The organism is Sphingomonas sp. P4_D12 (assembly GCF_056401895.1).
Window position 1 is genome coordinate 145,476 of sequence record NZ_JBFUIL010000002.1, and the last position, 24,216, is coordinate 169,691.

Genomic DNA, 24,216 nt, shown 5'->3' on the forward strand with positions numbered 1-24,216 from the left:
ATTATTGCCCTCCCGCTGGCGGGAGGGGTTAGGGGAGGGCGTGTCGCCTTCCCGAGAATCCCTTTTGGGTAGAGCGGACAACAGGCCCTCCCCCAGCCCCTCCCGCCAGCGAGAGGGGAGCGGCTATTCCTCAGTCCTGATCAGGACTGCCTCGCCGATCATCAGGAACAGCACGAACGGCGCCCAGGCCGCGAGCATTGGCGGATAGGCGCCGAGATTGCCCATCGCGAGCGCGAAGTTGTCGACCACGAAATAGGTGAAGCCCAGTGCCATGCCGACCACGGCGCGGATGAAGAGCTTGCCCGATCGCGCGATGCCGAACGCCGCGATCGCGCCCAGCAACGGCATCAGGATCGAGGATAGCGGCCCGGACAGTTTATGCCACAGATCGCCTTCGAGTGCCTTGGTCGGGCGGCCCGCTGCCTTGAGGTCGCCGATCGCCGACCATAATTCGGTGAACGACAGGCCGTCGGCATCGACCGTCGCCAGCGTGAACTGGTCCGGGCGCACGCCTTCACCAACCACTACAGCGCCCAGGTTGGTCGCCACACCGCTGGTGACGTCGAACTTCTGGGCCGGCCAGATCCGCCAGCCTTTGCCTTCGCGCCGACCATGCGGAGCGGAAATCGTCGCCTGCAGCTCGCCGGCCTTGTCGCGGTCGTAGAATGTGACGTCGGTCAGGGTTGCCGCGTCGCCGCGACCCTTGACCAGCTTGACGTTGATCAGATCGTCCCCTGACCGCGTCCATATGTTGACGCGATCGCCGCGGTCGATAGGGATCGGTGCATAATCGACCTTTTGCCAGCGGTTGAGCGTGGCAGTCGCCCGGCTCACGATCCGGTCGTTGAACGCGAAGCTGAGAGCCGCGACGCCGATCGCCGCGATGATCATCGGCGCCAGCACCTGATGCGCCGACAGGCCCGACGCCTTCATCGCGATCACTTCCGAATTTTGATTGAGCGTCGAATAGGTGATGATCGCGCCGAGCAGCACCGAATAGGGCAGGAAGCGGGCGATGATCTCTGGCGTGCGCAGGCTGATATAATGCCAGACTTCGGCCTGCCCGTTGCCGGCATGGGCGAGAATCCGTCCCGATTCGCTCAGCGCGTCGAGGAACTGGAGAACGATGACCAGCGCCGCGAGCACCGCGAAGGTGCGCACGAGGAAGCTCTTCGCCATGTACATCGTCACCGTTCGCGACGGGAAGAACTGCATCGAGATCATGCCGGTTGGGCCTCCGGCTCGTCGTCATCGCCGTTGCGGCGTGGCCGCCGGAATGGCAGCCAGCGCACGACCACCTTGCTGACCTTGGCGAAGACGCGTTCCAGCGCGCCGATCGGCTGGCCGCCGGGAACGAACGCGATGGTGTGAAACATCCACAGCACCAGTCCGGCGAAGATCGCGAACGGCACCCACAAGGCGATGAATGGGTCGACCCGACCCAGTCCGCCGATCCCCTCGCCATATTCGTTGACCTTGAAATAGGTCACGATGATCACGATCGACAGGAACACGCCCAGCGCGGACGACGATCTCTTGGGCGGGACCCCGAGCGCCAGCGCCAGCATCGGCAACAGGAACATCGACACCACCTCGGTGATGCGGAAATGGAACGCGGCGCGGCTGGTATCGCGCAGCGGTTCGGGTTGCGTTCGATCGCGGCCGATCTGGGCAAGTTCGGGCAGCGTGAATTCCAGATTGCGCCCGCCGCGCGCGCGGAACGCGCTGGTCGGGGGCAAGCGGATCGGGAAGTTCCATATGTTGAAGCGCAGCACGCGCGGCACCGCGACCTTCGCCTCCTTGCTGACAAGCGTACCGTTGGTCAGCTGGAAGATGATCTCGTCGGGATTGGGCGCGGCGTAGAATTTGCCCTTTTCCGCGGTGACTGCAAACGAGCCGCCTTTGTCGTCGTTGCGCTGGACGAAGATGCCCTTCAGCTCGCGCCCTTCATCCTTGCTTTCCTCGATCCGCACGGTCGGGCCGTTATTCGGGAAAGTGGTGAACTCGCCAACCTTGATCGAGGCGCCGAGCGCGCCGGTGCGCAGTTCGTAGCGCAGATTCTCATAGGCGTATCGCGCCTTGGGCTGGACATAGCCGACGATGAACAGGTTCAGGATCGCGAGGACAATCGTGTACATGTACGGCACGCGCAGCAGCCGCCAATAGCTCATCCCCACCGCGCGCAGGATGTCGAGCTCCGACGAGGTCGCCAGCCGCCGAAAGGCGAGCAAGCAGCCCAGCATCAGCCCGATCGGGATGCCCAGGCCGAAATATTCGGGCAGCAAATTGGCCAGCATCTGCCACACGACGCTGATCGGCCCGCCTTCGGTCGCGACGAAGTCGAACAGCCGCAGCATGCGGTCGAGCACGAGCAGCATCGCCGCGATCACCAGAGTGGAGAATAGCGGCAACGCGATCAGCCGGGCCATGTAGCGGTCGATGGACTTCATGGCTGACGGAAAACGGATCCTTCTCGGCCGGGAGCGGCTAGGGAGATGATCGAACGGCTATAGGGCGGCATTCGGTCCGCGTCAGCCGGAAAAACTGCCTTTATTCGGCGGCCAATTGGTCCGTCGGCGTGGGTCGATCCGCGATCGCATCGGCAATCGCCCGTTCCAGCCCGGCGATAGTGAACGGTTTGCGCAGGACCGGTCGTCCGCCGAAATCGGCCGCCGACCCCTCGCCGGCATAACCGGTGACGAATAGCACAGCGAGATCGGGGCGGCGTCCCAACAATCCGGTGATCATCTCCGGCCCGGTCTGGCCGGGCATCAGCACGTCGGTGATGACCAGATCGAATGGCCCAAGATCGTCGAGGATGCGCGGCGCGTCGAGCGGGTCGGGGCACGGAACGGCACGATGTTTCAGTTCCTCCAGCGCGCCGATCGTGGCGTTGAGGACGCGCGGATCGTCCTCGACCACCAGCACGCCGAGGCCGCGTATCGACGGCACCGCGGAGGGCATCGCCGTATCTGTTTTCGCCGCCACGTCTCCGACGCCAACGTGACGGGGGAGATACAGCGTCACCGTGGTCCCTTTGCCCTCAACCGAGGTGATCGCGATCTCGCCGCCCGATTGACGAACAAAGGCGAAGATCTGGCTGAGCCCTAGGCCGGTGCCCTTGCCGACCGGTTTCGTCGTGAAGAACGGCTCGAACACCCGCTCCAGAACTTCCGGCGCCATGCCGCAGCCGCTATCGCTGACCGCGATCGCGACGTGGTCGCCCGCCAGGCAATGGCCGATCTCATTGGCCGCGAGCGTCCTGGCGCTGGCTCGGATCGTCAGCCGCCCGCGACCGTCCATCGCGTCGCGCGCGTTGACCGCGAGATTGAGGATGGTGTTTTCAAGCTCGTGGCGGTCGGCCCAGATATGCCAGGCCGATCCGTCGTCGCTCGTCTCCACCGTGATCGCGTCCCCCAGCGTGCGGTCGAGCAGATCGGACATGCCCTCGATCGCGGCGATCGGCGTGAGCGGTTCGGGGTTGAGCGCCTCCTCGCGCGAAAAAGCGAGCAGGCGCCGGGTCAGCGCGGCGGCGCGATGCGCGCCCTCGGTGGCGTTGTCGAGATGACGGCCGACGCCCTGCGGATCGCTCTTCAGCGTGCGCCGGGCGAGCTCCAACCCACCCAGAACGACTGCCAGCATATTGTTGAAATCGTGGGCGATTCCACCAGTCAGCTGGYCGACCGCTTCCATCTTCTGCACCTGGCGCAGCTTGGCTTCCTGCGCGCGCAATGCCTGGGTGGCTTCGTTCACCGCATCTTCGAGCACCGCCGACCGCTCGCGTTCGACATCGGCATCGGCTCGCGCCGCGGCGCGCTCGCGCATCACGCCGATCGTCAACCAGCCGAGCACGACCGCCGCGACCAGGATCAGCATGCCGAACACCGCCAGGATCATCGCAACGGTGTTCGAGCGCTGGATCGATGCTGCCGCCGCCGCGACGCGCTGGTCAAGCAATCCGTGCTCGGAATTGATGATCGCGTCGAGCTGACGGTCGATATCGCGCAACGTTGCCGACTTCCCCGCGGCGTAGAAGCGCGAATAGGCCTGGCTGTCCTTCTTGTACGAGGTGCTGAGCGCGGTGACCGCCAATTCCTTGCCGCGTTCCGCATAGGTGGCGCGCAACTGGTCGATCAAATGCTGCTGCATCGGATTGTCATTGGTCAGCGCATCGAGCCGGTCGATCTGGTTTCCCGCCGAACTCCATTCGTCATAATATTCGCGACCGACCAATTGGTCGCGGCTCATGACGTATCGTCCCAGCGCCGCTTCGGCGTGCGCGATCGTGCCCGACAGCGTGCGCGCCAGGATCATGACGTCATAGCTATGGCTCTGCGCCTTGAGCGCGCGATCACGCTGCGCGGTCGTATCCGACAGGATGACGATCAGCGCGACGACGATGCCGGTGCCGAGTAACGCCATGACCGCCAGGGCAATGCCCCGCCAGACCGTGCGTGCCTGATCGACGAGCCCCGGCTCGGCGTCGTTCCCGCTCATGGCCGTCTTGTACCGAATCGGTTGAATCTAGGAAACCCCGTAGGTTCCCTCAATTTATCGCGCGCGCTGCTCGGCCTGCCGCTTCGAAGCGCTCCAGCACCGTGGCGATCTGGTCGGCCGTGTGTTCCGCGCACAGCGAACAGCGCAGCAGGTAGGTGCCGGCCGGAGTCGCCGGGGGCCGCGCCATGTTCACATAGACGCCGCTGTCGAGCAGCCCTTGCCACATCATCACTGCCTGGGTCTGGTCGTCCAGGATCACCGCGATGATCGCGCTGTCGGGGTTCTCGGTGCCCAGTTTGAAGCCCATCCGGGTCAGTCCGCCATGCAATTGCCTGGCGTTTTCCCACAGATGCGCGCGCTTGTTGTGCGCGTGTTGAAGCTTGCGGATCGACATTGCCGCGGTGGCGACGACCGACGGCGGCAGGCTGGCGGTGAAGATATAGGGACGGCAGGCCAGGCGGATCGCCTCGAACTTGGGGTGGTTGGAGACGCAGAAGCCGCCGACCGTACCAACCGACTTGGAGAAAGTGCCGACGATGAAGTCGACATCGTCTTCGCAACCTTGGGCCTCGTACACGCCGCGGCCATTGGGCCCGTAAAAGCCCATCGAATGTGCTTCGTCGGACAGCACCATCGCATTGTGCTTCTTGGCGACCGCGACCATCTCCTTGAGCGGCGCGACGTCGCCCAGCATCGAATAGACGCCTTCGAGCACGACTAACTTGCCTGGCTCCTTGGGCAGGCGGCCGAGCCGCTTGTCGAGGTCCTCGACATCGTTGTGGCGGAAGCGGACGATCTCGGCATAGCCCTGTTTGCAACCGTCATAGATCGAGGCGTGGCTGTCGGCGTCGAGAATGACGTACTCGCCCTTGCCGGCGAGCGTCGAGATCATGCCGAGATTGGCCATATAGCCGGTCGAAAACACGATCGCCCCGGTCGTCCCGTAGAAATCGCGCAACGCCTGCTCGACTTCCATATGGTCGCGGAAGGTGCCGTTGAGCATGCGGCTGCCATTGGTGCCCGATCCGAACTGGTCGAGCGCGTCCTTGCCCGCCTGGATGACGTCGGGGTCGAAGGTCATGCCCATATAATTGTAGGTGCCGAGCAGGATCGTGTCCTTGCCTTTGATCACCGCCTCGGTCGGTGACTTGACCTGCTCCATCACGATCGCGAACGGATCGGTCACACCGCTGTCGAGCAACGCCTGGCGCTCGGCGATCAGGCCGTCAAACTTCGACATCAGATCGCTTTCGGGGGCGACCGTGGCGGGATGCTCGGGCAGCGCCTCGGCAGTGTCGATAGCGTCGGTCATCGTGTCTTCCTTGTCCACCGTGGTCAGGCGTTCTTCAGCTTCTGGACGGCTTCGACCAGTTGGCCGACGGTCTCGATCTCGGCCTGCATGTTCATGGTGATGATGATGTCGAACTCATCCTCGATCGCCGCGACGAAATCCATGACGGTCAGGCTGTCCCACTCCAGATCGTGCTGGAAGGTGGTCGCGTCGGACAGAGCGACGCCCTTCTTGTTGAACGGCTGGATCAGGCCGGTGACGGTCTCGAATATTGCTGCGCGGTCGCTCATTGTCATGTCCTTGTGGTCGCGAAGGCGTTGCCCGCCAAATGCGGCGGCTTTCCGGCAGGGTTATAGCGACCCTTGGGCGCGATACCATTGCGCGGTGGCAGTCAGCGCGGTTGGCGTTTCCTCTTGCGGCGCCCAGACGTCGGTCGGCGGCCGAGCATGGCTGACCCAATCGCGATGGCAGAAATAAGCGACGCGGTCAGGTGTCAGCTTCGCGTTCTTGCCGCGGAACAGGCCGTCGAGCGCGGCGATCGCGTCGAGGATCGGGCGGGGCAGGGGCAACGGCAACACCTTGCTGCCCAGCGCAATGCCGATCGCGCGGGCAAAATCGCGATGGTCCCAGCCATCGGGCCTGCCGTCGTCGGGTTCTACGATCTCGCGGATCAGCGCGTTGCTGGTCGGGAGCGCCAGCAACAGCCGGATGAGTTCGCCGACCGCGATCACCGACATTCGTCCGCCGGCCGGGGGCAATGGCACGACATGGCGCTTGGCGAGCTTGAACAGTTCGAGCATCTCCTGATCGCGCGGGCCGAAGATCGCCGGCGGGCGCACGATCGTCCAATCGAGACTGCTGGCGATCAGCAATTTGTCGGCTTCCGCTTTCGACCAGCCATAGAGCGACAAATCCGGCTCGCGCGCGGTCAGTGACGAAACCTGCACGAAACGGCGGATGCCGGCCGCTTCGGTCGCGGCGATCAGCGCGCGCGTCCCCTCGATATTGCCGGCGGCGAAGCCCGCGCGGTCGGGCGCGTTGATCACGCCGGCAATGTGCAGCACCGCGTCGGCGCCCTGGACCAACACCGTCAGACTGTCCGGCTTGTCGAGCGCGCCTTCGATCCAGGTGATTCCGGCGCGCTCCGGCTGCGGCCGCCGCGTCAGCGCGCGCAACTGATGGCCCTGGGCCAAAGCAAGTTCGATGAAATGACTGCCGACGAACCCGGTGCCGCCGGTGACCGCGATGACGGTCATGCCAGCACCATGTGGTTGCGATGGACGAGCGCGGCGCGCGGGGCGTAGCCCAGGATCGCGGCGGCCTCATCGCTGCGCTTGCCAGCGATCCGCACGGCGTCGGCTACGTCATATTCGGCAAGCCCGCTTGCGATCACGCCGCCGGGACCGGCGATCGCGATCAGGTCGCCGCGCGCGAAATCGCCCTCGATCCGAACGGCGCCGGCGGGCAACAGGCTCTTGCCCTGGTTGAGCGCGGCAACCGCGCCGGCGTCGACATGGACTGTCCCCCGAACCGTGAGCCGTCCGCCCAACCACGCCTTGCGCGCGGGCGCGGCGCGCTGCGCCGGGAACAGCGTGCCATGACCGGTCTCGACATAACGTGCGAAGGGATGATCCACCCGGCCGGAGGCGATCGCCAGCGCGATGCCGGCGCGGGTCGCGATCTTGGCGGCCTGGATTTTCGAGGTCATGCCGCCCGACCCCATGCCGGACGTCGACCCGCCCGCCATCGCCTCGATCGTCGCGTCGATGCGCGGTACGCGATCGATCAGCGTCGCGCCGGGCAGGGTTGGCGCGCGGTCATAGAGCCCATCAATGTCGGACAGTAACAGCACACCTTGTGCGCCCGCCGCCTGCGCGACCCGTGCCGCCAGCCGGTCATTGTCGCCGAAGCGGATTTCCTCGGTCGCGACCGAATCGTTCTCGTTGATCACGGGCACCACGCCGAGCCCGAGCAGTCGGCCCAGGGTCGCCGCGGCGTTGAGATAGCGGCGGCGATCCTCTAGATCGTCGAGCGTCACCAGCATCTGCGCGGCGGTCAACCCCTCGGCGCCGAGGCACTCGGCCCAGACCTGGCTCAGCGCGATCTGGCCAGTGGCGGCGGCGGCCTGCGCATCTTCCAGGCTCGCCCGTCCGCCCTTGGTGAGCTTGAGCCGTCGTGCACCGAGCGCGATCGCGCCCGAGGAGACGATCGCGACCTGCTGTCCGCTCCGCGTCGCCGCGGCGATGTCGACGGCGAGCCCCGCCAGCCAATCGCGCCGTACTTCGCCTTCCGGCGTCACGAGCAGCGATGACCCGACCTTGACGATCAGGCGCGGGCAGTGCGCCGCGGCAAAAGGCGAAGTCTCCGGCATCGCGCTTGCGCTTAGCGGGCCCCGTGCCGTCCCGCCACCGGCGAAACGATCACAGCGGCGACCATTGCACCTCATCCTCGGCGCCATCGTCGTCGACCGGCGAGTCGTTGGTCGGGATCGCTTCGAGCAATTTGTCGAGCACCCAATCGACCCCGACGCCGCTTGCGCCCGAAATCGGGATCACCTCGGCGCCGCTCGCTTCCTCGAGTTCGGCGGACAAGGCAGCGATCAGCTCTTCGTCGAGCGTGTCGATCTTGTTGAGTGCGACCACCACCGGTTTGTCGACCAGCCCGCCGCCATAGGCTTCGAGTTCGTCGCGCACGATGCGATAGCTCTCGGCCACGTTGGGATCATTGGCGTCGACAAGATGGAGCAGCACGCGGCAGCGTTCGATATGCCCCAGGAAGCGGTCGCCGACTCCGGCGCCTTCGGCTGCGCCTTCGATTAGCCCGGGAATGTCGGCCACGACGAATTCGCGCCCTTTGTGCCGCACTACACCCAATTGGGGCCGCGTCGTGGTGAAGGCATATTCGCCGACCTTGGCCTGCGCGTTGGTCACCTGGTTGATGAAGGTCGACTTGCCGGCATTGGGCAATCCGACCAGCCCGGCATCGGCGAGTAGCTTGAGCCTGAGCCACACCCAGGCTTCTTCGTACGGCCAGCCGGTGCCGTGCTGGCGTGGTGCGCGGTTGGTCGACGTCTTGTAGCTGGCGTTGCCGCGACCGCCGTCGCCGCCGCGCAGGAAGACGATGCGCTGGCCTACCTTGGTGAGGTCGAAGAGCAGCGAACGCTCCTCGTCATCGGCCAGGATTTGGGTGCCGACCGGCACCTTGATGACGAGATCGTCGCCGCCGGCACCGGTGCGGTTCGACCCCGCGCCGCCGGTCCCGCGCGGCGCACGGAAATGCTGAGTGTAGCGGAAGTCGATCAACGTATTGAGCCCGGCGACGGCTTCGAACACGATGTCGCCGCCCTTGCCGCCATCGCCGCCATCGGGGCCGCCATATTCGACGAATTTCTCGCGCCGAAAGCCGACCGCGCCGGGGCCGCCGGCGCCCGAACGGACGAAAATCTTGGCTTGATCCAGGAAGTGCATCGAACTGCCTTAGCCGCGTAACGCCGCGCTGCTAACCCCCGACCGCCATTCCCATATTCGAACGCCGCTTGATCCAAGGCAATTGCCTTTCTTGCTGCAGCGCACATAAGGGGGCGCGGGGGTATCAAGATGGTCGTTGATGTGTCTCCTATCGGCGCGTCGCTTTTCGGCGGACGGTTCGCAACGGGCGATTTGCCCGAACGCGATCGGCACGAGGCGTGGTGCAGCCGTTCACCATCGACCGTGGGGCGGCTGTACGAAACACGTCCGCACGAGCCGTTCGACGTCGCCACGGACCTGGTGATGCTGGGGCCGCTCAAGATCCATTTCTCGACAATCTCGGGACAATCGTTCGAGCGGACCAGGGCAATGGCCGCTGCCGATGGCGTCGACGATCTCGTCGTCAACGTGCGGTTTCGCGGCGGGGCGGTTGGCGACATGAACGGCACCGCCCTCGACGCTTTCGGCGAATCGACGTTGCTCACCGATATGGCGCAGCCGCAACACCACATGTCCGAGGCGAGCTCCACCGCATATTTTCACGTGCCGCGTGCGCTGGCCGAACGATATCTGCCCAGCGTTCGCTCGCTCCATGGCCTGACAATCCCTCCCTCCACCGCCGCATTGCTCCGCGAGCATTTGCGGCAGATCTGGCGCCACGCCGAGCGCCTGCCGGTCGATCAGGGTGCGCGTCTGGCGGGGACCGTCATGGATCTGCTCGCAATTGCCATAGCGCAGGAACGCGGCGGCCGCGTGACGCCCGAGGTAGTGGCAGGCGCCGCCATGACGCGTGCGCGGGCGGAGATAGAGGCACGGCTGGGCTCGGCGACGCTGACGGTCGCGAGCCTGTGCCGTGTATTGGGCATGTCGCGTTCCGCGCTTTATCGTCTGTTCGAGGACGAAGGCGGCGTGCATGCCTTTGTGACGCGGCGCCGGCTGGAGAGTGTCGCGGCGGCGCTCGGTGAGTCCAGCGAGCGTGACCGTATCGCGGACATTGCCGAGCGTTGGGGGTTTTGCGATGCCGCGTATCTTGGCCGGCTGTTTCGCGAACGGTTCGGCATGACGCCGTCCGACTATCGCGCCTTTACTCGCTCTCGGCCGGCGCTGCGGACCAATGAGACGCCCCGCGCGGCCTGACCATGCCGGTGCCACAGCGCTTGCATTGCGCGCGGTAGCCATTGCCCTCGTGCCAGACTCGCCGCGAGCGGCGGTGGCCGATAATCCGGCAGATCAAGGCATTGGTATCGGGGCGGAAAGGCATTAGCGCGATCTAGAACAGCGCGGGCCGACTTGAAGCCGACCAGCGTCCCGCGCACTATTGGTCTTGTCCCAAATCGGGTGGATTGTCAGCGATCGGGCGAATTGCCGTCGCGCAGCGCCTGATAAGCGAGCTGGCGCGCGCGGTCGCGCGGCAGGCCGAGCGCACGGGCGAGCGGCGCGCCGAACAGGGCGTCACCCAGCGCCATGATGACGAGTTGCAGCGTTTCGTCCTCGATCGGACGATCCTGCTTTGAATGGCCCTCGGTCAGTTCGTCGACCAGGTCGTGGATCGCGTTGAGGATCGGGTCGAGCGCATCCTCGTTGCCCGACAGAATCATCCAACTCGCCAACGCACCGGCGCCACCGGTGTCGAACGCATCGAACGCCAGATCGACGACCTCGCGCGGGTTCTGGTCTTCGGCGCGCTGGCGAATCACGGTTTCGCGGATGGTGGTCGAGATGAACTCCGCCATCCGTTCGATCAGTGCCTTTTGCAGGCCCGCGGCCGAGCCGAAATGGTGGAGCAGATTGGCATGCGTTCGTCCGATGCGAGCGGCCACCGCCTTCAGCGTCACCGCCTGCGGGCCGAATTCCACCAACAGGCTGCGTGCCGCATCGAGCGCGGCATCGCGCGATTCCTCGGGACTCAGGCGACGGCGGACGGGGAGGGGACTTACGGACATGGACGACCTGTCGGCGCTTTGGGGTGTGAAATCAATCTGTCGGGTACCCGCCAGTCGCACGGGAGGCGAGGCCGAACCTCCTCCCCCGTCACGGGGGAGGAGGTATTATGCGGCCATTCGGCATGCCGGTTCGTCAGCATCGAAGTCGAGCGCGAGCGTCACGCTTTCGACCTCTCGGCCGCGTGCAAGGCAATAGGTGGCGGTGCGGCCGGTCGGCCGGAAACCCAGCTTGGTCAGCACGTTGCCCGAGGCGGGATTGTCGACGAAATAGCGCGAGCGCAGGCTCTTCAGGCCCATCGCGAATTGCGCGATGCCCAGAACCGCCTTGCCCGCCTCGGTCGCATAGCCGCGGCCCCAGGCGTCGGGCGTCAGCCAATAGCCTATTTCGTAGCCACCGAGATCCTCGGCGGGGTGGATGCCGATCCCGCCGACCAGCCGCGGCGTCGCCTCCTCGTGCGCGAGGATCGACAACGACACATTGTCCTTCGCCCGTGGCGTCGCCAGCCATTCGGCGGCATTGGCCTCGGTATAGGGCCAGGGCACCCGCGACAGCTTGGTCACGACTTCCTCATGCCCGATCGCCCGAGCGATCGCGGCGGCGTCCTCGGGCCAGCCGGGACGTAATGTCAGTCTCTTGGTCCGCGCGAACATCTCACTCTCCGTATCGTGCCGGGCCGCTCGCACGTCGATGTGACGTTTCCGCGACCCGGAAGTGGAGGGAGCATGAAAAAAGGGAGCCGGGGCGACCCGTCTCCCTTGTTCGGTCTCTGGTTAGCCCGAGACCCGGGTCGCCCTGGTGGGCAACCCGTGCGGTTGCCCGTTATTCTGCGGCTTGCGCCATAATGTCTACCGAGCAGAACTTTCGGCCGAGCTTGCCCTCGTGGAAGGTCACGCGACCGTCGGTAAGCGCAAAAAGGGTATGGTCCTTGCCCATGCCGACGTTGCGGCCGGCATAGAATTTGGTCCCGCGCTGACGCACGATGATGTTGCCGGCGACGACTTCCTGTCCGCCGAACTTCTTTACACCGAGGCGACGGCCAGCCGAATCGCGACCGTTGCGCGACGAACCGCCTGCTTTCTTATGTGCCATCTCTACTCTTCCCGATCTTAAGCTTCGGCAGCCGGGGCTTCAGCGCCGGCTTCTTCGGTCTTCTTGGCGGCGGCCTTCTTGGGCGCAGCCTTCTTCTCGGCGGCGCCGATCGACACGATCTTCAGGATCGTGTGGTTCTGGCGATGGCCGTTGCGACGACGATAGTTGTGACGACGACGCTTCTTGAAGACGATAACCTTCTCGCCCTTCGCCTGCGCGATGATCTCGGCGGCGACGGTCAGGCCGTCGGTCGACTGCAGCTCCGAGCCTTCGCCGGCGAGCAGGACGTCGCCCAGCGTGACCGAGCTACCGGCTTCTCCGTCGATCTTCTCGACGACGATCTTGTCTCCGGCGGCGACGCGATATTGCTTGCCGCCCGTGCGCACGACTGCGAACATGGTCCTCATCACTTCCAAATAAGTAGGCCGCGCCGGACGCATCCAGCACGGGAAAGACCGGCCGACTAAGCGAAGGGCCGCGCCCTGTCAACCTGCGCCGGATAGCGGAAACGTTCGGATAGCGTGTTGCTCATGCGCCACACCAATAATGCGTATTCTGCGCGTGCAACATAACTTTGTTGTGACATCGGCGTGACGGAATAAGGTCGCCGTAGGAAGCGTCGGAGAAGGGGCCGTCGCCGCCAGGGTAAGCATAACAAAAATGGGGAATCAGCGATGAATCGCGCAATCGTCATCAAATCCATGATCACTGTCTCCGCACTCGCGTTGGCCATGCCTGCCTTTGCGCAGGAGGCTCCAGCCGATGCGGGCGCCGATGCTGCGCCCGCGCGGGACATTGTCGTGACGGGATCGCGCATCCCTGGCCGGACCATCGCCGAATCGCCGGTGCCGATCGACGTGATCGGTGGCGACCAGCTTGCCGCGTCAGGCCAGACCGAAACGAACAAGGTGCTCAATCAACTCGTCCCCTCGTTCAACTTCCCGCAACCGTCGCTGACCGACGGCACCGATTCGCTTCGTCCGGCGACGCTGCGGGGTCTTGCGCCCGACCAGACGCTGGTCCTTATCAACGGCAAGCGCCGCCACACCGCCGCCTTACTCAACCTGAATGGATCGGTGGGCCGTGGGTCGAGCGCAGTCGACCTCAACGAGATTCCGCCGATCGCGATTGACCGGATTGAGGTGCTGCGCGACGGTGCTTCGTCGCAATACGGATCGGACGCGATCGCCGGCGTGATCAACATCCAGCTGTCGAAGAAGGTCGGGGTCAGCGGCTCGGTGACCTATGGCCAGTACGACACGACGATGGACGGGGTTTACGACGTCGCCGGGGTTGCGACGACGGGCGGCGTGCCGACCGTCGCCGTGCCCGGGTCGAACGCTCAGGGCGACATCCTCAAGCTCAACAACGGCAACGAGCGCACACGGCACGACGGCGATACGCTGACACTTGCTACCCGGGTCGGCCTACCGGTCGGCGACGGCGGCTATCTCACCTTCTCCGCACAGTTCCGCGATCGCGATCCGACCAATCGATCCGGTCCCGACCCGCGGCGGCAATATTTCGCGGTGGGGGATCCGCGCGAGCTGACCATCGATCGCTTCACGCACGGTTATGGCGACGGCAAGGCGACCGACTATAATCTGTTCGTCAACGCGGGAATCGACCTCGGGCCGAATTTCGAGCTCTATACCTTCGGAAGCTACGGCATTCGCGACGGCATCGGCGCCGGCTTTTATCGCCGCTCCGACGACCCCAGAAACCGCGACTATGCTGCGTCGACCACTGTGTTCGTCCCTTATTATCCCGACGGCTTCCTGCCCAAGATTCAGAGCCAGATCGAGGATGTGTCTGGCGCGGTCGGCGTCAAGGGCAACCTCGGCTCGTGGAACACCGACCTATCGGTCGTCTATGGGTCGAACCAGCTCGATTACCAGACGATCAACAGCTTCAACACGTCGTTGGGAGGTATTGCATCGCCACGCCGGTTCGACGCGGGTGGGATCGCGTTCGGTCAGACCACGGCAAACCTCGACGTCAGCCGGAAGTTCGACGTCAGTTGGCTGTCGAGCTTGGGCATCGCCTTCGGCGCGGAATATCGCAACGAGAACTTCAAGATCCGCGCGGGCGAGGTCGACAGCTATATCAACGGCCCTTATTCGGCCAACGGCGCCGGCGGGGGCGCGCAAGTGTTCCCCGGTTTCCGTCCGAATAACGCGATCGACGTTTCGCGCGACAGCGTGGCCGGCTATGGCGAAATCGACGCCGATATCTCCAAGGCGTTCACGCTCCAGGCGGCCGGCCGTTACGAACATTTCAGCGACTTCGGCGATACGGTGAACGGCAAGCTTGCTGCCCGGTTCGAGCCGATCAAGGGTATCGCAATCCGCGGGTCGGTCTCGACCGGCTTCCGCGCGCCGAGCCTGGCGCAGCAATATTTCGCCACAACCTCGACCAACAATACCGTTGTAGGGGGCGTTTCCCAGCTGATCGAGGTCGGCACTTTCCCGGCTACCAGCCCCGTCGCGACCGCGCTCGGCGGCAAGCAGCTCAAGCCTGAAAAGGCCCTCAACCTGGCAGGCGGCGTGGCGCTCACGCCGTTCAGCGGGTTCAGTCTGACCGCGGATTATTACAATATCCGCATCAAGGACCGCGTGGTGCTGACCGAGAACCTGACCGGCGCGGCCGTCGTCAACTTGTTGACTGCGGCTGGCATCACGAACGTCACCTCGGCGCGCTTCTTCGTCAATGGCGTCGACACGCGGACCCAGGGTCTCGATATCGTCGCGACGTATCGCGTGCCCGATTTCGGTGCGGGCAAATTCGTGCTCACGGCTGGATACAATTACAACGAAACCAAGATCATCAAGCGGGCAGTCTTGCCGTCGCTCCCGGGTCTGGTTCTGTTCGGGCGCCAGGAATCGTTCCGCCTGACGGACGGTCAGCCGCGGACCAAGCTCAACCTGTCGGTCGACTGGGATCTGGGCCTCGTCGGGGCGACGGTGCGCACCAACCGCTATGGAACGGTATGGAGCGCGGCCGGGGGCGCGCTGTCCGCTCCGCTCGGCACGGTCGCGGGCGACTTCAAGATGACGCCGAAATGGGTCACCGACGTCGAACTGCGCGTTCATCCGATCAAGGAGATCACGCTGGCGGTGGGCGCCGACAACGTGTTCGACGTTTACCCCGATCGATTGCCGCTTGGCGGAGCGTTCTCGCCCAACAGCTATTTCCTGCCCTATTCGTCACTGTCGCCGTTCGGCTTCAACGGACGTTTCCTTTATGGCCGCGTGGCGTTCAATTTCTGATCGGCGCGAAGACATCGCAAAAGGGAAGGGGGCCGAAAGGCCCCCTTTTTCATTTCCAGCGTGGCACGTCGGCCAATCTCTAGTGTCGATGCTCGCGGCGGAGATTGTAACGGCCATCGGCAAAGCCGGTGAACAGCCCGTCGATCGCCGGATGATCGACCGGTTCCTCGCTATCGTCGTGCAGCAGGTTCTGCTGGCTGACATAAGCCACGTAGCTCGATTCCCCGTTCTCGGCGAGCAGGTGATAGAACGGCTGCTCCTTGGACGGGCGCAGTTCCTCGGGGATCGATTCATACCATTCGTCGGTGTTGGCGAAGACCGGGTCGATATCGAAAATCACCCCGCGAAAGTCGAACATCCGGTGGCGCACGACATCGCCGATCGTGAACCGCGCGGTCGCCACCGCAGGCATCGGCACGCCGGATTGCGAAAGCACGTCATGGGGTTCGGAACGAGTCATAATCATAATGTAGAGTTTCTTCGGCGCTGCACAAGCGGACCGCTTGCGCGCGCGGACCGCGTGCGTTAGAGGCGCCGCCTTCGACCAGCACCCGCACCGTCCAGGCAGTGCATAAAGGTGCGGAACTCCCAGTGCGGAGAGGTGCCAGAGTGGTCGATTGGGACGGTCTCGAAAACCGTTGTGCCGCAAGGTACCGTGGGTTCGAATCCCACCCTCTCCGCCACGGGGCCCTCCACAGGGGTCCCCGCTGGTCCACTGGGATCGACTTTTTTCTCCTGAAAACCGACGCTTAGTCGATCAGCTCGGCCACGGCCGTCCGTACCCGTTCGCGCCCATCCGGCGAAATTCGGGGACTCAAACGTGGTATGCGCGGTCGAAAAACGTGGTACTTTTCGGGAGACCGACATTGCTGACCGATGCCAAGGTTCGCGCCGCCCAACCGCGCGACCAGATTGATCCGAGGTCATCCGATTCCGAGATTAGAACGATCGGAGATTTGTCGCAGGGTCAGTGACCCGTCCAGGTTCAGTGCCTGCCGACATGCCCAACGGACGGCGTGCGATACTCCCTTCACCTCGAGTGCGGCGCCCAAGCGCAATCCTTCCCAGCCATGGTCCCCGGACCAGCGCAACATTGCCTGACGAATACCGCTGGGCTTGGGGAAACCCGGGTCAGGGCAGCCGCTGGCGTTCGACATTGCGCCGCAGATGACGACAGCCGGCGGACAGAGGACTTCGGCTGGGTGCCGAACGCCGCGGTCGTGGCGAACGCTCCGGCCGCCGTCAGGACGGAGCGACGATTCATGATGGGCAGGGTACGATTCATGCCTGACCGGCCAGCCTGATCGTCCGACCCTCGCGCGCCGATCGATAGATCGCCTCGATGATACGCATGTCGCGCAGGCCTTCCTCGCCTGATACGATCGGCTCGCGCCCCGTGCGGATGCATTGCGCCAGATGGTCGAGTTGACCGGCAAACTGGGTTGCCGCCGGGCCGGGCGGCGGCGTTACCTCGCGCTCCCGTCCATCCTTGCCGAGCCACATGTGGTTGCCGTCGTACCGTGTGGCCGGCTCCAGCTCGATGCGCCCCTGATCCCCCATCAGCAGGATGTGGTTCTGGTTGGCGCTATACATCGATTGGCAGCTGGCGATTGCACCTGACGGAAACTCGAGCGTCCAGTCGATGATGTCCTCTACTTGCGTGAAGCGCGGATCGCGCCGGTCGGTCGACTCGCGCGCGGTCACCGCCACCGGCTCCTCACCGATCATGTAGCGCGCCGCCTGGAGGCTGTAGATGCCCATGTCCATCAGCGAGCCGCCTCCCGCCAGCGCGCGCTTCAGCCGCCATTCCGACGGATTGCGCTGCACGAACCCGTGCTCGGAGCGAACGTAGCGGGTATGACCCACGGCGCCGCTCCTCGCCAACCGCATTGCTTCGAGATTGTAGGCTTCGAAATGACAGCGATAGCCGATCATCAGCTTGCGGCCGGCCGCCTTGCACGCAGCGATCATGGTCTCGCATTCCGCCACCGACACCGCCATCGGCTTCTCGCACATGACGTGCTTGCCCGCCTTGGCGGCACGCACCGTATATTCCGCATGCATCGAGTTGGGCAGGCAGACATAGACGATATCGACGTCGGGATTGTCGCGGATCGAGTCGAAACTCGCATAAGAATAGATCGACCGGGCCGGCAGTCCGTGTTCGGCCGCCACGCGCTGCGCCTTGGCCGGATCGCCGCTGACCACCGCGGCAAGGCGGCTTTGCGCGCAGTTGGCGAATTGCGGGATAATGACGCCGAGACCATAGCGGCCGAGCCCGACGATCGCATAGCCCAGTGGCCGCGCCGGTACTGCGCGCGCTACCGAGCTCGACATCGCGAGGAGCGACGTCGCTGCTCCCAGCACTTCACGACGTCCCCAGCCCATTCGCGGCCTCCTCGTTCCGAAACCTCCTCAACCGGGCTTCCTGTGGTGATGATGGTACCCGCTCATAGGTCCAGCGTGTACAGCGAATGGTGAGTCAGGATGAACAACGTGCGTCGATCGCGGCCGCCAAGCACCAGTTGCAGCGGACGTTCGGGGATATCGATCCGCCGCGTCCGCGTCCCGTCCTTCGCATAGACATAGACCTGCCCGTTGGCGACGTAGAGGTTGCCGGCGGCATCGCGGGCGACGCTTTCTCCGCCACGGTCGGCAACGATGTGGAGATCGGTGACGGCGCCGCCCGGGCCGACCAGCCCGCTATAGGTACGGTTCTCCGATGCGTTGGTCAGGTACACGCGCTCGCCAGGTCGGGCGCTGACCAGGCCATAGGCGTCGAGCGAGTCGGACCAGCGCCATCCGCGATGATCGTCGGGACCCTGGTTCCATACGCGGAACGCCGGCAAGGCCAGCGATCCATCGGACGAAACATATTCGAGCGGCTTGGCTTGGCCCATCTTGGCGACGAAGAAGTCGGCCAGCGGCGGGAAGCGGTACGTGACGGGGTCGATCCGGTCGGCGAATTCGCCGTTCGCCCAGACGTTGACCGGCAACAATGTCGCTCTGTCACCGTGCGACTGGACAGGGGTCGGCTCGATTACCCGCACCGTCGCGGGCTTTGCCGGATCGATGCTGTACACCGTGCCATCGCGTCCGGCGGAGGATAACACCAACAGCTTGCCCGACCGATCGACCGCCAGGTTGACCGGATCGAGCGGCGCGTCGGCGACGAGCGACAGACCGTTTTCGCCCGACCAGCCGTAGATGCGCTGGAAAGTACGGTCGATGAAGAACAGGTTTCCCGACCGGTCGACCGCCGCGCCGGCGATCGAATGGAACCCGCCGGCGCGCTTGATGACGCCTGCGGTGACCGGGATCGCAGTCTGGGGGACAGCCGATGCGGATGGGGCAGCGGGCGAGACGTCGAGCCGGGCGAACTCGCGCTCGCGGACCTCCGTACCGCGAGTCAGGTCGCGGATTGCGTTTTCGAACGGATATTTGCTTGCCCTGGTGAAGGTTCCGCATCCTTTCGCATCGCAACTGGCAAAGCCGCTTTCCGCGTTTATGTGGACGTTGCGGAAGCGGATGCCGCCCGAATTGTACAGCTTCACCGCCGCGTCCATCGGCCCGAGCGACCGCGCCACGCGATAGCCGTGATAATTGGCGAACAGAATGTTGCGCGAATTGCGCATCTCGGTGGAGATCGCGTTGACCCCGTCGGCTATTTCCTGCTCGGTTTGCGGCGCCAGGAATTCCCAGTTCTCGACATGGTCGAGCACGATCTCTGCTCGGTAATGATGTTCGGCCGACAATTCGTAGACATGCCCCGGCGTCGTCGTGTCGGAAACGTAAAACCCGGCCTGGGCGATCGTATCGGGCGACCAGATCGCGGCAAAGGTGCCGCCGCCGCCATCGGTCACCCAGATGCTCGGACGCCGACCGTCGAAGCGCGGCGTTGGCGAGGCGGTGGGGTTGCCCGACGCGGGCAGGGCGCCGGGGTTGAAGCGGACGCTAAGATCATTGACCAGCGACGCCTCGCCCGCCTTCCACAGCAGGGCCGTTGCGCGAGGGTTGGCGACGCCCGCCCATAGCCCCAGGCTGGAGACCATCGCCGGCCCGCCGCGCGCGCTTTCGACCATCGCCTTCGCCCCGCCGACGCCGCCGAAAGCGGGCGAGGCATCGGGTAGGAACAATTGGGTTAATCCCGGATGCAGCGCGATCAGCACGGTGTCGGGACGGAGCCGGAGCGTGTCGGTGATCCGATACCGGCCGATCGGCAGATACAGGACCCGACGTGCGTCGATCGCGCGCTGCAACGCCGCGGTGTCGTCGGTGGTGCCGTCGCCGGTCGCGCCGAAGGTACGGACATTTGTCCAGTCGCTCACCGGCGGCAGCGCGGGAATGGCGGGGCTGGGGCGGGCGGGCATGCGGGCGAGCGGGACGATATCCGCCACCGTCGCATAATCGCCGTCACCACCGCCACCGGGGGAAGGCAGGGAAAGACCATAGCCGAAATCGCGGACCCGATAGCGCGCGCCTTGCCCCTTCACCGTCCTGCCGCTGTCGCGGAATCGCGCGAAGACGGGCGTTTCGTCTGCGATCGCGTCGTCGAATCCAATCTGCGTGAAGACGCTGCGTTCGTTGCTGACGACGATCGCCGCGTCGCGGATGCGCTCGAACCGGACCCGCTTGCCCCATAGCGAATCCGAATAGCCGCGGTCGATCTCGATCCCGATCGGCGTGTCGCGGATCGCGACATTGACCAATGTCAGGTCGACCTCGTGCTCTCGGATCGCGGCGTCGCGCTGCCCCTCAAAGCTCGAATCGATCAGCGTGAATTGCCAGGCAGGGGACGTCTTCTCGGTGACGATTCCATAACGTCCGCCAAAGAAACGCAAATCCTCCGCTTCATTGCCCGCCTGATAGAGGCCGGCAAATCCGGAGCCGATATGGAAGTCGATATGGCGGAGGTAACCGTGCTGCGCGACACGCGCGCGCACCGCAACCGCGCCGGCATTTTGCGCGCCGATCTCGAAATCGACGTTGGACAGCGCTGAATAGAAAGTGCTGGAGGTCGCATCGAAGACCGACGGATCGAACGGGACGCTGGTCGGCGGCGGCTCGGCGACCTTGCCCACGCGATACTGGTCGTCGCCGGTGAAGCTGACCATCGCCGCGATGCCTGAACCGAAACCTGGTGTGCCGTCGCCAAGCACGATCACCGGCCGGGTCGGCCCGACACCGAACACGCGCACGCCGGACCGGATCAAGATCGTCCGGCTGATCCGGTAGCGGCCCGACGGCAGGAAAACGATGCCGCCGCTGCGGCCGTCGGTCGCGGCATCGATCGCGCGCTGGATCGCGGCGCTGTCATCGGCTCGCCCGTCGCCGACTCCGTGCGCAACGACGGCGCGAGGGTCGGCGGGCATCGACCGATAGACCGATATGGATTGCGCCGCGGCGGGCGAGGCCATGAACAAGCAGGCCACGGAGGCCAGCCAGGCTTTCTTGGTCATAGCCGGTCTTTCGTCAGCTGCGTGGGATGTGAAATGAGCCGGGGCAGATCCGGCGCCGCATCAATAAGCTCGCAGCGCCAGCGACTGCGTGGCTATCGCCACCTGGGTACGGTTGCGCACGTTCAGCTTGCGCATCAGCGCCGTCATGTGCGCCTTTACCGTCGCCTCCGCGATACCAAGATCATAGGCGATCTGCTTGTTCAGTTGACCCGAACGAACGCCTTGTAGCACTTTGATCTGGGTAGGTGTCAGGCGCGCGATCGCGTCCGCCTGCGTGGTTTCTGATTCGGGGTCCGCCATTCGATCCTCCCTAAGCCCGTTTGCGCCGGTATTTTCCGGAATCAGTTGGACAGATTTTTACTATTTCAGCATTTACGCGGCGTTTTCAAGCTCAATTTGATTGAGATGACCAAAAACCTGTTCTACAGGTTGTCCGCATTGGACGTGGGCCACAGAGCCGCGCAGATCGTAAGGGGAGGGGCATGACAGGCGATCCGACCATTTTGGTACGCAGCCGATGAACGCCGCCGATATCCGGCTTTTGGTGGCTGCGGTCGCCGGTATCGCGCTGGCGGTGGCGATGATCGTTCGCGGGCGGCTTCATCCTTTCATCGGCTTGCTGTGCGGCGCCTTCGCCGTGGGATTGCTTGCCGGCATGCCGCTCGCCGACATCGCCAAGGCGGTGCAGAAAGGGGTCGGCGATATCGTCGGCGGTACCGGCCTGGTCGTCGCGCTGGGCCTGTCGCTCGGCGCGATGCTCCACCTTTCCGGCGCGGCCGCATCATTGGCCAATGGGGCGCTGAGGATAACGGGGCCGCGCGCCGCGCCCTGGGCGACGCTCGGAGTCGCGATGCTCATCGGCCTGCCCTTGTTCTTCGAGACCGGGCTCGTGTTGCTGTTGCCGATCGTCGTTGCGGCGGCCGAAGCGATGCCGGGGGAGGGCGATCGTGACGCGGCCCGGCTGCGGCTCATCCTGCCAGCTCTTGCCGGGCTCGGCGTGGTTCACGCGCTGGTGCCGCCGCATCCTGGCCCGCTGCTCGCGGTGGAAGCGCTCCACGCCGATCTGGGACGAACGATGCTGTACGGCATCCTGATCGCGATTCCTGTCGCGATCCTCGCCGGTCCCGTCCTGGCATCGGTGACCGCGCGTGGCGTCCGGTTGGCGCCGCCGGTACTCGGCGATCGCCCGCTTGCGGTCGCGACGCCGCGACGCGACGCTGCGCTGTTCATCGTGATGCTGCCCGTGCTGCTGATTGCCGCCGGCGAACTGGGCCAGATGATCCCCGGGCAGAAGGGTTCGGGATGGCTGGTGGCGGCGAGCAACCCGGTGCTCGCGTTGCTGATCACCAACCTGTTGGCCTTGCCGCTGCTGTTCGGGCGGCGGCTGGCCGATACGCAAGTGCAGGACGCGATCTGGCACGAGACGATGGGCGCGGCGGGAGCGATCCTGCTGGCGATCGGCGCGGGCGGCGCGTTGAAACAGGTGCTGGTATCCGCGGGATTGTCCGATTTGCTTGCGCGACTGGTGCTGGCGCACGCTATCTCGCCGCTATTGCTCGGCTGGCTGATCGCGGTCGGCATTCGGCTGGCGGCCGGGTCGGCGACGGTGGCGACGATCACCGCCGTCGGCGTGATGCCGGGGGTGGCGGCCGCTTCCGGCGTTCCGCCCGAACTGATCGTGCTGGCGATCGGCGCCGGATCGGTGTTCTTCAGCCACGTCAACGATCCGGGCTTTTGGCTGGTCAAGAGCTATGTCGGCACGTCGATGCCAGACACGTTCCGAACCTGGTCGATGCTGGAAACGGCGATCTCGGTGCTGGGTCTCGCGTTCGTCGTGGCGCTCAGCTACGTCGTCTGACCGGTGGAAAGGGCATCCATGAACGAGAGCAGGCTTGCCGATCGGGCCTATACGTCGATCGTGCGCATCATCACCGACGAGGCATTGGCGTCGGGCGACCGGTTGCCGTCGGAGGCACGGCTGGCGGAGATGTTCGGCATGTCGCGCAACGTCGTGCGCGAGGCGCTGGTGCGGCTCTCAAGCGACGGCATTACCGAGTCGAGGCGCGGCGCGGGCTCCTATGTCAAACGCCGGCCCTCCGAGCGGCTCGGCGCGCATATGGCGATGGATGATCTCGCCGCGACGCTCGGCACTTATGAGGTCCGGTTCGTGCTGGAGGCGGAGGCCGCGCGACTGGCGGCGCAACGCCGTTCGTCTGAGCAGATGGAGGCGATCGAGGCGGCGCTGACGGCGTTGCGCGCGGCCTTGTTGTCGAGCGCACCGGCCCATGACGAGGACTGGGCGCTGCACCGCGCTATAGCAGAAGCGACCGCGAACGGCGCCTTTCTGTCGCTGTTCGACCATCTGCACGACGAAGTGTTGCGGATTTTGAAGGCGGGCGTCGAAATTTCACGCGCTCGTCCGCCCGAAGTGATCGAGGCGATGATGGGCGAGCACGATGCGATCGTGGAGGCAATCCGAGTACATGATGCCGACGGCGCCGCGCTGGCGATGCGCTGGCACCTGTCGCAGGGACGCAAGCGGCTAATGCCCTAGATCAGGGCGCTCCGTGCGTGCGGACTTCGGCGGTCTGCAGGACCCGGACGAGCGCTTCCTCGCACAAGGCGAGCGGCGGGCGGGCAGCGTCGAGCACGATCACGGGTTCGTCGGCATCGGGTCGTTCGAGCGTCGCCAATTGGCTATCGAGCAGGGTTGTCGGCATGAAATGATGCGGACGATCAGCCAGCCGCCGCGACAGCAGGTCACGATGTGCGTCCAGCAGCACGAACAGCAAGGGAATGCCCGCCGCCATCGCCAGCCGCTCACGGTAACGCCGCTTGAGCGCGGAGCAGGCGGCGACCGCCATGCCCTCACGCGCGACGGCGGCGCCGACAGCGGCGCCCACCCTGTCGAGCCAGGGCCAGCGGTCCGCATCGTCCAGTGGATGGCTCGCGCGCATCTTGGCGACGGCATCGGCGGTGTGGAGATCGTCACCCTCGATGAACGTCGAATCGAGCTTTTCCGCCAGGCAGCGGCCCAGCATCGACTTGCCGCTGCCACTCACTCCCATCACGATGATTGCGCGGGCGCGCAGCCCTGTCGTCGGTCGTCGTGGCTGCATCGTTTCGTTCGACCCCTTGCGCCATCCCGAGCGGACGGATCACCCCCTATCGGGCAGCTGCCGAGTGAACGCCACTACGAC

The 24,216-nt window shown here is 65.0% G+C and carries 21 protein-coding genes and 1 tRNA gene; 5 read left to right on the forward strand and 17 right to left on the reverse strand.

The window, feature by feature from the left end:
• Positions 1–123 precede the first annotated feature (123 nt).
• The 8 genes from lptG to obgE form a co-directional block, all read right to left on the reverse strand.
• Positions 124–1,224, reverse strand: a complete 1,101-nt coding sequence (gene lptG, locus AC1DSD_RS03350) for an LPS export ABC transporter permease LptG (RefSeq protein ID WP_478028496.1) — start codon at positions 1,222–1,224, stop codon at positions 124–126.
• A complete protein-coding gene (gene lptF / locus AC1DSD_RS03355) occupies positions 1,221–2,450 on the reverse strand; it encodes an LPS export ABC transporter permease LptF (protein ID WP_478028497.1) in 1,230 nt (409 codons plus the stop codon). The genes lptG and lptF overlap by 4 nt, the downstream gene beginning before the upstream one ends.
• Before the next feature lie 100 nt (positions 2,451–2,550).
• Entirely contained in the window at positions 2,551–4,497 is a 1,947-nt protein-coding gene (locus tag AC1DSD_RS03360) for an ATP-binding protein (RefSeq protein WP_478028499.1), read from the reverse strand.
• Positions 4,498–4,546: 49 nt separating this feature from the next.
• Positions 4,547–5,809, reverse strand: a complete 1,263-nt coding sequence (spt, locus tag AC1DSD_RS03365; RefSeq protein WP_478028500.1) for a serine palmitoyltransferase — start codon at positions 5,807–5,809, stop codon at positions 4,547–4,549.
• Between the two features lie 23 nt (positions 5,810–5,832).
• Positions 5,833–6,078, reverse strand: coding sequence for an acyl carrier protein (locus AC1DSD_RS03370; RefSeq protein WP_478028502.1), 246 nt, complete (start codon positions 6,076–6,078; stop codon positions 5,833–5,835).
• A 60-nt stretch (positions 6,079–6,138) separates the two neighbouring features.
• Positions 6,139–7,044 (reverse strand): SDR family oxidoreductase, encoded by a 906-nt coding sequence (locus AC1DSD_RS03375; RefSeq protein WP_478028504.1) that lies wholly within the window; start codon positions 7,042–7,044, stop codon positions 6,139–6,141.
• Positions 7,041–8,159, reverse strand: a complete 1,119-nt coding sequence (proB, locus tag AC1DSD_RS03380; protein WP_478028505.1) for a glutamate 5-kinase — start codon at positions 8,157–8,159, stop codon at positions 7,041–7,043. The genes AC1DSD_RS03375 and proB overlap by 4 nt, the downstream gene beginning before the upstream one ends.
• 49 nt (positions 8,160–8,208) lie before the next feature.
• A complete protein-coding gene (obgE, locus tag AC1DSD_RS03385) occupies positions 8,209–9,255 on the reverse strand; it encodes a GTPase ObgE (RefSeq protein ID WP_478028507.1) in 1,047 nt (348 codons plus the stop codon).
• Positions 9,256–9,384: 129 nt separating this feature from the next.
• Here obgE and AC1DSD_RS03390 point away from each other — a divergent pair, with 129 nt between their 5' ends.
• Positions 9,385–10,392, forward strand: a complete 1,008-nt coding sequence (locus tag AC1DSD_RS03390; protein ID WP_478028509.1) for a helix-turn-helix domain-containing protein — start codon at positions 9,385–9,387, stop codon at positions 10,390–10,392.
• A 209-nt stretch (positions 10,393–10,601) separates the two neighbouring features.
• Here AC1DSD_RS03390 and AC1DSD_RS03395 read toward each other — a convergent pair whose 3' ends face one another.
• From AC1DSD_RS03395 to rplU, 4 genes are all read right to left on the reverse strand, one after another.
• Entirely contained in the window at positions 10,602–11,198 is a 597-nt protein-coding gene (locus tag AC1DSD_RS03395) for a TetR/AcrR family transcriptional regulator (protein WP_066809548.1), read from the reverse strand.
• A gap of 105 nt (positions 11,199–11,303) precedes the next feature.
• On the reverse strand, positions 11,304–11,849 hold the full coding sequence (locus tag AC1DSD_RS03400; protein WP_478028510.1) for a GNAT family N-acetyltransferase: 546 nt from the start codon (positions 11,847–11,849) through the stop codon (positions 11,304–11,306).
• 169 nt (positions 11,850–12,018) lie between these two features.
• Positions 12,019–12,288, reverse strand: a complete 270-nt coding sequence (gene rpmA, locus AC1DSD_RS03405; protein WP_066585833.1) for a 50S ribosomal protein L27 — start codon at positions 12,286–12,288, stop codon at positions 12,019–12,021.
• 17 nt (positions 12,289–12,305) lie between these two features.
• Positions 12,306–12,686, reverse strand: a complete 381-nt coding sequence (rplU, locus tag AC1DSD_RS03410) for a 50S ribosomal protein L21 (protein WP_478028512.1) — start codon at positions 12,684–12,686, stop codon at positions 12,306–12,308.
• Positions 12,687–12,962: 276 nt separating this feature from the next.
• On the opposite strand from rplU, the gene AC1DSD_RS03415 reads away from it, so the two are divergent.
• Positions 12,963–15,557, forward strand: a complete 2,595-nt coding sequence (locus AC1DSD_RS03415) for a TonB-dependent receptor plug domain-containing protein (protein WP_478028514.1) — start codon at positions 12,963–12,965, stop codon at positions 15,555–15,557.
• Positions 15,558–15,636: 79 nt separating this feature from the next.
• Here the strand turns inward: AC1DSD_RS03415 and hspQ are convergent, their stop codons facing one another.
• Entirely contained in the window at positions 15,637–16,017 is a 381-nt protein-coding gene (gene hspQ, locus AC1DSD_RS03420; RefSeq protein ID WP_478028515.1) for a heat shock protein HspQ, read from the reverse strand.
• A 135-nt stretch (positions 16,018–16,152) separates the two neighbouring features.
• On the opposite strand from hspQ, the gene AC1DSD_RS03425 reads away from it, so the two are divergent.
• Positions 16,153–16,240, forward strand: a tRNA-Ser gene (locus tag AC1DSD_RS03425).
• Positions 16,241–16,838: 598 nt separating this feature from the next.
• Here AC1DSD_RS03425 and AC1DSD_RS03430 read toward each other — a convergent pair.
• The 3 genes from AC1DSD_RS03430 to AC1DSD_RS03440 form a co-directional block, all read right to left on the reverse strand.
• A complete protein-coding gene (locus tag AC1DSD_RS03430) occupies positions 16,839–17,945 on the reverse strand; it encodes a Gfo/Idh/MocA family protein (protein WP_478028517.1) in 1,107 nt (368 codons plus the stop codon).
• 62 nt (positions 17,946–18,007) lie between these two features.
• Positions 18,008–21,016 carry a glycosyl hydrolase family 28-related protein gene (locus AC1DSD_RS03435; protein ID WP_478028518.1) on the reverse strand — a complete coding sequence of 1,003 codons (3,009 nt, stop codon included), beginning with the start codon at positions 21,014–21,016 and terminating at the stop codon, positions 18,008–18,010.
• Positions 21,017–21,076: 60 nt separating this feature from the next.
• Positions 21,077–21,316: a helix-turn-helix domain-containing protein gene (locus AC1DSD_RS03440; protein ID WP_478028520.1), complete on the reverse strand. Its 240-nt coding sequence runs from the start codon at positions 21,314–21,316 to the stop codon at positions 21,077–21,079.
• A gap of 217 nt (positions 21,317–21,533) precedes the next feature.
• Here AC1DSD_RS03440 and AC1DSD_RS03445 point away from each other — a divergent pair, with 217 nt between their 5' ends.
• Complete coding sequence (locus AC1DSD_RS03445; RefSeq protein WP_478028521.1) at positions 21,534–22,874, forward strand: GntP family permease; 1,341 nt, start codon at positions 21,534–21,536, stop codon at positions 22,872–22,874.
• A gap of 18 nt (positions 22,875–22,892) precedes the next feature.
• Entirely contained in the window at positions 22,893–23,570 is a 678-nt protein-coding gene (locus AC1DSD_RS03450) for a FadR/GntR family transcriptional regulator (RefSeq protein ID WP_478028522.1), read from the forward strand.
• Between the two features lies 1 nt (position 23,571).
• Here the strand turns inward: AC1DSD_RS03450 and AC1DSD_RS03455 are convergent, their stop codons facing one another.
• Entirely contained in the window at positions 23,572–24,135 is a 564-nt protein-coding gene (locus AC1DSD_RS03455) for a gluconokinase (protein ID WP_478028524.1), read from the reverse strand.
• Positions 24,136–24,216 lie beyond the last annotated feature (81 nt).